The organism is Roseibium sp. 10G30-5 (assembly GCF_055809635.1).
Window position 1 is genome coordinate 1,396,511 of record NZ_CM147918.1, and the last position, 10,046, is coordinate 1,406,556.

Below are 10,046 nucleotides of genomic sequence, written 5' to 3' on the forward strand. Positions count from 1 at the left end.
GAAATTACGAACAATGGATCGTTTCGATGAAATGCGGATTTTCATGCGTGTGGTCGATGCCAGAAGCTTCCGCGAAGCCGCCTGTGATCTTGGCATTCCCCCTCAACGGTAACCGATGCCGTCAAGCGCGCCGAAGCCCGGTTAAACACACGTCTGCTAGACCGAACGACACGTGTGGTTGCCCCAACTCTGGACGGTCTTGCATGGTACAAGCGGTGTCAGTCACTGGTTGCGTCGCTTGAAGATGCAGAAGCCGCCTTCCGAGATGCAGAACCGGAGGGACGTGTACGTCTGGAAATGAACGGCGCCATGGCACGACATTTCATCCTGCCGCATCTGCCCGCCTTTCTGGAGCGCTATCCCAAGCTGGACCTCGTGCTATCCGAGGGCGAACGCATGGTCGACCTGATCCGCGAAGGCATTGATTGCGTCATTCGCTCCGGCCCACTTCTGGACAGTGACCTCATCTGCCGCTCGCTAGGCCTTCTGCCGGAAGCAACCGTTGCCTCACCAGCTTATCTTGAAAGACACGGAATTCCTGAGACGCTGGACGATCTGGCGCAAGGGCACCGCGTCGTCGGTTTTCTGTCTTCACGAACCGGCGATGTGCTGCCGCTGGATTTTCAAGCCAACGGTCGGCTTATTGAAAAGCACCTTGCTTCCGCGCTTGTCGTGACAGGGGCCGACAGCATGGTTGAGGCCTGTTTGCATGGCATTGGCCTGATGCAGTCACCGCGATATCGACTGGAAGCGGACCTGAAAGCCGGACGTCTGATCGAGGTCTTGCCCGACACGCCACCATCACCCTGGCCCGTCTCTTTGCTTTTTCCGCGAGATCGGCACTTGTCCCCGCGGGTACGCGTGCTCATTGACTGGTTGTGCAGCATCGAGTTTGTACCGCCCGTTACCGCTCTCAGAAAGACCCATCACTCGAAATAGATAAACTCATGATCACCCGTGTAGCCTGCGCGATCAAAGACGAAGCCCCACTCGCGCGGGGTATGAAAGGCCCGACAGGTAAGCTGCCAATACATCAGATTGACCTTTTCCCGCTCCGTCCGATAGGCCTCGACGCACAGATACTTGGCGCCACGTCCCACTCTCTCGATTTCCAGCAAAGCCCGGTGCAATTCGAAATTATAAAGATTGTGCAAGGTATTGATCGAGATCACCAGATCAAACGACCCATCATCAAACGGCAAGTCTTCTGCCGTCCCAACCTGACACGCCCCTTGAACGCTGTCCACTGTGTGGTCAATGGCATAAGTCGAAACGTCAATGCCAGCCACCTCCAGCCCCGGGCAGCTTTCCTTCAGGTCATGCAGCAAGAAGCCCTTCCCCGACCCGACATCAAGAACCTTCATGCCAGGTTTCAGCCCATACACGGCCACCATGGCATCGGCCACCTTGCGCCAGCGGCCATCATAACGATAGCCGCCATAGCCGGTCTCACGACTGCCATCCCAATAATCATAGCCCCATTCTAACGCCCGTTCTGCGATCTCTGCCTTGTCGCCCTGCGTGACCCGCGCCAGATAATCCCGGCTGGTCTGCTTGTGAATGAGACCGACAAATTCCCGATACGCCATTCAAGTTCCCCTCAGATCCATTTCAATCTGGCGAAGCATCTCGTCCGCCTTGGTCAATTGGCGCAAACGCCGATCATTTTGCGCCCCATCTTCAGCAAAGGCGCGTCGGGCCTCGCCCAATTTGGAAAACTCATTGAGCACGATGCACACCCATTTCAGCCGGTAGAGCGGCAACAGCAAGCGAACGCGACGCCCCAATGCCCCACCCAGCGCCAACCCTTCTTCCAAACGAGACAGGAATAATCCCTGCCATGCCTCGGGGACGGGAATGGCAGGGCAGCATAGAAAGTCACAGGCCAGCTTGGCCGGATCATCCCGACCGGCATATTCAAAATCCACAAACCGACAAGTGTCTGTCTGATCGACAAGACAATTATGAAAGCCGAAATCCGAGGGCGATAGAAACCAGCCCTCAAGCGGGGCCATGTCGTCCACCCGACCAAGCTCACACCGCTGCTGGAACGCATCTGAAATCGCCCGCCATGCAGGCATCAGTCGTTTGGTAACCAACGCTTGCGCAACAGCGGATTGTGGCCCCTCGCCTTCCAGATGCAGCAAGCGATGAAGACGACCCTCAATGACTTGCAGATGCGCTGACAGCGAGAAACACCCCTCAGACGCCACAGGCACGGTTTCCATGAAGACTTTTGGTACAGGATCTGCCCCCTGATTGAGCGCAACAATGAAATCTGCCGCTTGAACGAGAAGATCGGACCGATGCGCTGTCGCCGCCACAAGCTTTTTCCCCTCGACAAACCCCAGCAAGGCGGAAGTGGTCTCCGGTTCCTGCCACAGGGGAGCAGGTACAAGGTCACCGCACCGTAACCGGGCGATTTCCAGGAAACGCCATTCATGGGCCAGTCGGTCACGGGGATCCCGCGGATCAACGTGATACTGCTTGAAGACACAGGCCGTTTCGTCAGCAAGCTCCAAACGCCAGATCCGGTTGTTGCGCCCCCCTGTCAAACGCTGCAGGGCAAGGGGCACGGCAAGCCCAGCGCGAGCACACAGTCTCGCCGCATGTTGCAAAGTCTCCCGGTCACTGATCCCGACGACATGTCCACTGGAAGAGGCGCGCCCCATTACGCCTCCTTTAACAAGGCGTTGGAGATAGCCTGCCAACTCCTCAATCGGGCGTAGCGCGCGTCGGACGAATGATGTGATGCCGGATCAAAAAGCACCCGATGCGTCAGCTTGGGAAAGTCCGGGTGCGTCAGAATTTCAGGCAGGTCGTCAATGAACACATCAAGATCGAGATCGTCGATACAGGCAATCTTGTCCACCTGAGTGTCCTCAAAATACACCGCTTGCATGGGAAAGCCTGTCAGATCATCGGTCAGTCCATGCTGATCCAGAAAGCCCAACGCTGCGGCATGGAGATCATACGGCGGCCCTGCGATCGGAAACCTCGTCTTGTGACTGATCAGGAACAAATGATGGCTTTGCCCACGTGCGTCTATCAGAAACTGCTGCACGCCGGGAAACAACGTCACCAGGTCCATCCGGGTGCCGTAGACCTGCCCCTGCAAGACAGTGAAGTCAGCATCACGCCCCTGCACCCGCAAATAGTTTCGCACTGCGAGTTTCGAACGGCCTAAAGTTTCCCTGTCGGTATCAGGCACCAGTCCAGCCTCAACGGCGACCTGATGAAAAGCATCGTCGTAACAGGCAATCGTATTGTCGAAATCAATCCCAATCCTCATGCGCTTTACCCCGGCCTCAAAGACGCATGTCGATCAGCGGACGGCCGATCTTTCCTGTTGCGAGATCATCAAGGGCAAAATTGATGTCATCCAACCGATACGGCAAGGACAACAATCCTTTGAGTGGGAACCGAGAGCCCGCGAGCAGGTTGGCATAGCGGGCAAAATCGCGTTGTGGAAGGCTGTCCCCCCACAGGTGCCCATCAGGCTCCGGCCCTGATTGAACAACGCCGGATCCAGGGACAGACGCGTACCGCTGCGGGCGTTTCCGATCACGACGGCCCGGCCGCCTTGCATACGGGTCGACTTCATTGCGGAAATCATCACGTCGGGCTGACCGGACGCCTCGACAGCAAGATCGACCCCACCGGGCGCAATGGCATTGATTTGTTCGATGGGATCAGCCTCGTCGGGATCGACAAGATGAGTCGCACCATACAGTGCCGCCAACGCCCGCCGCGTTGGGTTGGGATCAACGGCGATCACCGGACGGCCGCCACCCAGTGCTGCCGCCATACAGGCTGTCAACCCGATGCCTCCGGTGCCAAAGATGGCGATAGAATCGCCCGCCCGCATCTTGAGAACATTATAGACGGCCCCCATGCCGGTGGGCGCGGCGCATCCAAGCAGAACCGCAGCCTGTTCCGGCAGGTCCTGCGGCAAGAGCGTCAGGCGGTTTTCAGATACGACTGCGTGGCGTTGAAAGGTCGTAACACCGCCTGCGTTCACTGAGATTCCGTCCCAATCATAAACGGCTCCACCAGCTTCAATCCCGCCTCCCCGCAACTAAGGACAGCACCACCCTGTCATCCGCCTTGACACACCCCACACCTGCGCCCGTCTCCAGCACGACACCAATGCCTTCGTGTCCAAGACAATGGGGAACCCATTTATCTTCGCCTTTCAGGCCTTGTGCTTCCATGACCTGTGTCCCGCAGGCACCCGAATAGATAAGCTCAACCAGAACCTGCCCCGGTTTCAATGGCGGAATATCGAGACGCACCACCTCCAGAGGTTGCGCCGTTTGCACCAGAATTGCCGCATCGGTCTTCATGGCTGGTCATTCCTTTTTCAAAACGTGGACAGGATGCGCTCGGCTATTTGTGGAGCCGTTAACCCGCATGCCTGCCGGGCAAAGGCCTGTGTGCCGGACTGCTTGAAGAACCTGTCCGGGGTGCCAAACCTGAGGAAGGACTGTACCGGCGTGTCCGTGTCGATCAGCCATTCGGCCACAGCCGCGCCGAAGCCGCCAATCAAGGCGTGCTCTTCCAGCGTGGCAACACAGGCATAGCGCGCGAACACCTCGGCCAAACGGTCTTCATCAAGCGGCTTGATCGTATGAAACGACAGCACCGCGGTGGAATGGCCCTGCTGGCTCAGGATGTCCGCCACACCCACGGCCTCCGGCAACATGTTGCCAGTCGACAGCAGACAAATCTCGTCGCCGCCACGCAAGGACAGAGCCTTGCCGATTTCAAATGGCTCGGGCACATCTGCATGGACTTCCGGCTCCCCCTTCTTGCCGAGCCGAATATAAGCGGGAGCTTCCTGTGCCATCACAGCTCGCAGGGCCGCACGCACCTCCCATGCGTCCCCCGGAGCCATCACAACCATGTTGGGGATAGCCCGCAAGAAGGCCAGATCCTCGCAAGCATGATGTGTTGGTCCGAGACCGGCATAGGCAAGTCCGCCCCCAACAGAAACCACGGTGACCGGCACATTGTGATAAGCGACGTCCGTCCGGATCTGCTCCAGACAGCGAGTTGTGACAAACGGGGTGATCGTATAGGTGATCGGTCGCATCCCCGACATGGCAAGACCGGCTGCGACCCCTGTCATGTTCTGTTCGGCCACACCACAGTTGAAGAACCGCTCCCCTTGCACAGCCTTGAACTTGTCGAACAGCCGGTTGCCTATATCGCCTGACAACATGACGATGCGAGGGTCGACTTCCGCCAAGTGGGTAATCTCGTCGGCAAATGCGTTTCTCATAGCAGACCCAACTCCCTTTTCGCCTGGACCACCTCTTCAGCCGAAGGGGCGCGGTAGTGCCAGTTGTTGTCGTCTTCCATGAAGGACACCCCACACCCCTTGATCGTATGGGCGATCAGAACCTTCGGCTTGCCTTCCCTTGCCGGGGCTGACATGTGCCAGACAAGCCCGTTCATGTCATGACCATCGACTTCATGCGCCTCCCAGCCGAAAGCCCGCCATTTTTCGACAAGCGACGGCAGCAAGAGTGTCTCATTCGACCGCCCTGTCGCCTGCCACTTGTTGTAATCGACGAGAACACACAGCGTATCGAGCTGCCGCACTGCCGCGAACATCGCCGCCTCCCACACCGAGCCCTCGTTCATCTCGCCGTCCGACAACAATGCGAAGACGCGGTACGGCAGATGATGCAGCCGTCCGGCCAACGCCATGCCGACACCGATCGGCAGACCATGCCCGAGCGACCCGGTCGCGGCCTCCACACCGGGCAGAGAATTTGCCGGCGGATGTTCAGCCAACCGCCCGCCATTGCAATTGTAGGTGCGCAATTCCTCGACCGGAAAAAAACCCCGGTGCGCCAGCGTCGCATAGAGCGCCATGGCGGCATGGCCCTTAGACAGAATGAAGCGATCCCGGCCCGGTGCATCGGGCTGCGCCGGATCGATTGCCAGCACCTGCCAATACGCCGCCGTGAGAATATCCAGACACGACAAGCACGACCCCAGATGGGCGGAGCGTGCTTCGTGACACATGGTGATGACCTCACCGCGCAGATGACGGGCTTGCCGCTGCAACTTGTCGAGATCCTGCTGATGCCGATGTATCGGATCCATTGCATCACGCCTTGTGTTCATAGGTCGATGGCAAATGCGGCAAATCATCTGCAAAGGCCATCATCCAGCGGACCGTATCGGAAATGCCATCCTCGAGAGAAATCCGGTCCTGCCATCCCAACTCCTGGCGCAGTTTACGGCTGTCCAGCAGATAGGCCATGTCCTTGCCCGGTCGCTCAGGGCCAAGCTCAACGCAACTGTCGAAGTCACGCCCCATCTGTTCCAGGATCATCTCCACACAGGAACGGATGGAAACGGGCTGATAGCCTGAGATATGATAAGTATCCCCCGGCACACCATCCGTCGCGATGCGGAAGGTGGCGTCGCACACATCCTGCATATGGGTAAAAACCCGCACCGATGTGCCGCCACCATCAAGCCGCATACGCGCACCGGTCAGCCCCGCCAGAATAGTGCGCGGAATAATGCGGTAGAGCTGCTGACTAAGGGCCATAAACATTCGCCGCGCGCGTTGAGACAACCGGAAAACCGTAACGCTCGAAGTAGGTGGCAAGGCTCATGTCAGCCGCCGCCCGCGACACTGCATAAGGCGTTGAAGGATGATAAGATGTGCTCTCGCTCACCCAGCCTTCAGTCGATCCATACACCTCTGGTGTCGTGACATGCACGTAACGCTGCAATCGGTCGTACTGCCTGAGAATATCATGCAAACGAACCGTCGATACCACGTTGGTCATCATCCATTGATCCGGATATTGCCAGCTCTGCGCCACCATGGACTGGGCGGCAAAATTGACCACATGTGTGATCCGTTCGCGCTGCAACAGTCCGGTGAGATCCTCAAGGTCATGATTAATGTCGAGTGGATGAAATCGCACTCGCCCCTCGGCCTTGCGCCAACGATAGGGCAAGAACGCCGCATGGGGCTGCGCCGACCGGCTCGTCGCCAGAACGTCATAACCACGCGACGCCAGATAGGCGCAAAAGAACGCTCCGGAGAAGGAGTTGGCACCAAACACCAGAAACCGTTCTGTGCCCACCCTCATGAACACCCCCGTTTACCAACACCCAACGCAAAAAGATAATGCGCCATCTTGTGAAACCCGGTGTGCACCACTTCGTCGTTCATGCTGAACAGGAAGACATTGTGAAACTGCGCCGCCATCGTTGCCTTGAGGTCCGGCCCCGTCTTGCAGTTGATGTGCCCCGCCTTCGATTGGTCAGACGCAAAGGGCTGACTTTCAAGCGACGGCATACCGATCAGTCCCACGCCTTGCGCTCCAAGGGGGGCAAAGGCATTGGAGAGAAAGACCTGCTCCTGATCGGTTGCAATATGCTCCAGCACGTCAAGCGCATAGACGGCATCAAATGTCCCAGTGATCGGGCCATCCAGCACATCATGCACAAAGCTGTCGAATGGCCACTCCGGCATCATCCGCTCCCGCGCTTCGGCGATGAAGACCGGATCGAAGTCGGTGACGGTGACATGGCCCACTTCGGCTTGAACCAGCCGTGTTCCGAACGCCTCGCCACTGCCAACCTCCAGCACCTGCTCATAGCCATTCAACATCCTGGCAACGAACTTGTACCGCGCCAACCGAAACAGAATGTGCTTGGGGTCACGCACCCAGCTTTCGCTGCCTCGCATACCGAGAGTTTCGATCCCACGCTCGGCTGCGGCCTCAAGCATCACCTGATACTGAGCTTCCCGTGTCTGAGGCTGCTTGTCAGATCCGCTCATCGCCATCCTTTCCCACAACCCGTGTTTCCGGTGACAGAACGACAAAATGCCCCCCGCGCTCCAGATACTCCCGATTGCTGTCGATGATTTTTTGCGCGTGGACCCAGGCCAGAATGACGGTGTAGTCCGGCATGTCTTCCAGAAGACTTGCCGTAGGTCGCACTGGCAGACCGTCGCCTGTCTCGAATTTGCCGACCTTCTGCGGATGATCATCCACGACGAACTCAAGCGCTCCGGTCAGACCCAACTGCGCAATCAACGTCGGCCCGCTGCGCGCCGCGCCATAGGCGGCAATGCGCTTGCCTGCGGCTTTCCACTCGGCCACCAACGCCTGCGTCTTCGTCTTGAGAGTTTTGACCCTGCCGTCAAACTCGCGAAGGGTGGCGAGTTGATCCAGATTCTTGTCCGCCTCAAGCGCCAGCATCTCCGCCACCGAGGATGACACGGCCCGCGACCCACCTTTCAGCTGTGCCGTACCGATGATGGAGCCATGCTGAATATCATTGCGCTCCACCGCAATCAGCTCCAATCCGTGAGCCTCCAGAAAAGCCACCAACGGTTTGACAGAATGATGGCTCATGTGCTCGTGAAAAATCGTCGCGATGAGCACGCGGTCCAGAATATCGACGAGATACTGAACTTCGAAAAAGAACAGGCCCTCGGGCGCCAGCAGATCTCGCACACTGTTCGCCATTTCGGCCAGATCATCCGCATGCGCGAAGACGTTGAACGCACAGACGAGGTGCGCGGGACCCAACTCCGCACGAATTCTTTGTGCCACCGCACGGGACATGAACGCGCATTGCGTCGGAACGCCATTGTCATTGGCACGTGCCACCACCTCGCGGGCCGGATCAACCCCGAACACTCGCAGCCCGGCGGCTTGAAACCGCTTCAGGAAAGACCCGTCATTGCTGCCGATATCAACCACAAGACCATCTTTCGGGGGGGCTGCCGAAGCAATAAACGCCTTGGCCTTTTCATCAAAGTGCTCGGGAATTCCCTTTGCCGTTCCCGAGAAATAAGTGTAGTCGGCCCATAGATTGTCAGCATCGATCACATCGAGCTGCTGCACGTGGCCACAGCTGCGGCACATATAGACATCAATGGGAAAACGCGGTGCTGCATACGCCTGCGCCCGGTCAAGGCTATAGGCTTCCGACAAAGGGATCGGCTCGAGGTCCACGACCCGTTCAACCTTCTCGGACTGACACAGACGACAGGTCTGCCTATGAGTGACAGTGGCGGTCATTCACACTCTCTTTCCAGGATGAGGCAAGGTTGCGGGCAATGTCGGCAATGACATCTTGCAGAGGCTGCGGCCTCAAACCGCTCAGGCGTGTCGTGCGGTCCATCGACAAGCCACTGAACCGGGGCTTGAATGCCAACTCCAGACCGGCCTCCTGCGACGTCGTCGCACCCACAAGACCGGGAGAAACGCCGAGCGCCGCAGCCAACGCCCTTGGCAAAATCGACGTAAGACACATTGTCACGGCCTGAAAGATGCAGGCAGCCTGCAAGTCGCTGCTCGGCAATCTGAACCAGTGCGTCGGCAACGTAGCGACGCGACACCGGTGCAAACACGAGGTCGGTAAAAGGATGAACACTTTCACCAGCCCGCCATGTGGCCAGCCAGTTCGGGATCGGCGGCACCGTCTCATCCATGGTTTTGACCAGCCGCACGACTGAAAGCAGCGCATCACATCCCAACCGCTTGGCACTTGCGTGCGCCGCCTGTTCCGCCAGCCACTTATGATGCGCATAGGCAATTTTCGGCGCCGGGGTGTCTTCTTCTCCGGGCCACGCCAGATCGCCACCAAAGACCGAATTGGTCGACAGGAAGACAACAAAGACACCTTGTTGCAAAAGCTGCTCGATCACCTGCGGAATACGCAAAACGTTGATGCGATAGGCTTCCGGGTCGCCCGCGCAGCGGCTGAAATCAGCCACAGCCGCAATGATAAAGGCAACCTCAAGTGCTTCCGGAAAGACCGGTATCTCACCACACGATAGATCAAGGAACAGGCGGTTGTCCCGAGCCATATCCGACCGCCGCGTGGTCGTCTGGCACAACAATTTCTTGCGGGTGAGCGCTTGTGCAACGCCTTTGCCCACAAAACTGTCTCCTCCGATAACCAGATACCGACCCGGCTGTGTCATACGATTGGCTCACCCCCCAATTTCCCCTGCCCCTCGCTACAGGTGACGTGATCGCAAACGCTCCACC

12 protein-coding genes and 1 pseudogene are annotated in these 10,046 nt (G+C 58.1%); 1 reads left to right on the forward strand and 12 read right to left on the reverse strand.

Annotation, left to right across the window (positions count from 1 at the left end; all coding sequences use genetic code 11):
- Positions 1 to 13: 13 nt before the first annotated feature.
- Positions 14 to 939, forward strand: a pseudogene (locus tag AC0L7U_RS07110) (LysR family transcriptional regulator).
- Here AC0L7U_RS07110 and AC0L7U_RS07115 read toward each other — a convergent pair.
- Genes AC0L7U_RS07115 through AC0L7U_RS07170 form a run of 12 tightly spaced genes read right to left on the reverse strand, consistent with a single transcriptional unit; the run spans position 927 to position 9,979 of the window.
- Positions 927 to 1,589, reverse strand: coding sequence for a class I SAM-dependent methyltransferase (locus AC0L7U_RS07115; RefSeq protein WP_473694899.1), 663 nt, complete (start codon positions 1,587 to 1,589; stop codon positions 927 to 929). The pseudogene AC0L7U_RS07110 and the gene AC0L7U_RS07115 sit on opposite strands and share 13 nt — an antisense overlap.
- Positions 1,590 to 2,672 carry an aminoglycoside phosphotransferase family protein gene (locus AC0L7U_RS07120; RefSeq protein WP_473694901.1) on the reverse strand — a complete coding sequence of 361 codons (1,083 nt, stop codon included), beginning with the start codon at positions 2,670 to 2,672 and terminating at the stop codon, positions 1,590 to 1,592.
- Positions 2,672 to 3,292 carry a hypothetical protein gene (locus tag AC0L7U_RS07125; protein ID WP_473694903.1) on the reverse strand — a complete coding sequence of 207 codons (621 nt, stop codon included), beginning with the start codon at positions 3,290 to 3,292 and terminating at the stop codon, positions 2,672 to 2,674. The genes AC0L7U_RS07120 and AC0L7U_RS07125 overlap by 1 nt, the downstream gene beginning before the upstream one ends.
- Positions 3,293 to 3,325: 33 nt before the next feature.
- The gene (locus AC0L7U_RS07130; protein ID WP_473694905.1) at positions 3,326 to 4,021 is read right to left on the reverse strand and encodes a zinc-binding dehydrogenase; all 696 of its coding nucleotides are present in this window, start codon (positions 4,019 to 4,021) and stop codon (positions 3,326 to 3,328) included.
- 37 nt (positions 4,022 to 4,058) lie between these two features.
- Positions 4,059 to 4,346, reverse strand: a complete 288-nt coding sequence (locus AC0L7U_RS07135) for an alcohol dehydrogenase catalytic domain-containing protein (RefSeq protein ID WP_473694907.1) — start codon at positions 4,344 to 4,346, stop codon at positions 4,059 to 4,061.
- A gap of 17 nt (positions 4,347 to 4,363) precedes the next feature.
- Positions 4,364 to 5,284 carry a transketolase family protein gene (locus AC0L7U_RS07140; RefSeq protein WP_473694909.1) on the reverse strand — a complete coding sequence of 307 codons (921 nt, stop codon included), beginning with the start codon at positions 5,282 to 5,284 and terminating at the stop codon, positions 4,364 to 4,366.
- Positions 5,281 to 6,117, reverse strand: a complete 837-nt coding sequence (locus AC0L7U_RS07145; RefSeq protein ID WP_473694911.1) for a transketolase — start codon at positions 6,115 to 6,117, stop codon at positions 5,281 to 5,283. The genes AC0L7U_RS07140 and AC0L7U_RS07145 overlap by 4 nt, the downstream gene beginning before the upstream one ends.
- Positions 6,118 to 6,121: 4 nt before the next feature.
- Complete coding sequence (locus AC0L7U_RS07150) at positions 6,122 to 6,571, reverse strand: GDP-mannose 4,6-dehydratase (protein WP_473694913.1); 450 nt, start codon at positions 6,569 to 6,571, stop codon at positions 6,122 to 6,124.
- Positions 6,561 to 7,124 (reverse strand): SDR family oxidoreductase, encoded by a 564-nt coding sequence (locus AC0L7U_RS07155; RefSeq protein ID WP_473694915.1) that lies wholly within the window; start codon positions 7,122 to 7,124, stop codon positions 6,561 to 6,563. The genes AC0L7U_RS07150 and AC0L7U_RS07155 overlap by 11 nt, the downstream gene beginning before the upstream one ends.
- On the reverse strand, positions 7,121 to 7,819 hold the full coding sequence (locus AC0L7U_RS07160) for a class I SAM-dependent methyltransferase (RefSeq protein ID WP_473694917.1): 699 nt from the start codon (positions 7,817 to 7,819) through the stop codon (positions 7,121 to 7,123). The genes AC0L7U_RS07155 and AC0L7U_RS07160 overlap by 4 nt, the downstream gene beginning before the upstream one ends.
- Complete coding sequence (locus AC0L7U_RS07165; RefSeq protein WP_473694919.1) at positions 7,806 to 9,071, reverse strand: methyltransferase domain-containing protein; 1,266 nt, start codon at positions 9,069 to 9,071, stop codon at positions 7,806 to 7,808. The genes AC0L7U_RS07160 and AC0L7U_RS07165 overlap by 14 nt, the downstream gene beginning before the upstream one ends.
- Positions 9,068 to 9,979: a sugar nucleotide-binding protein gene (locus tag AC0L7U_RS07170; RefSeq protein ID WP_473694921.1), complete on the reverse strand. Its 912-nt coding sequence runs from the start codon at positions 9,977 to 9,979 to the stop codon at positions 9,068 to 9,070. Before AC0L7U_RS07170 ends, AC0L7U_RS07165 begins: the two co-directional genes overlap by 4 nt.
- Positions 9,980 to 10,046: the final 67 nt, after the last annotated feature.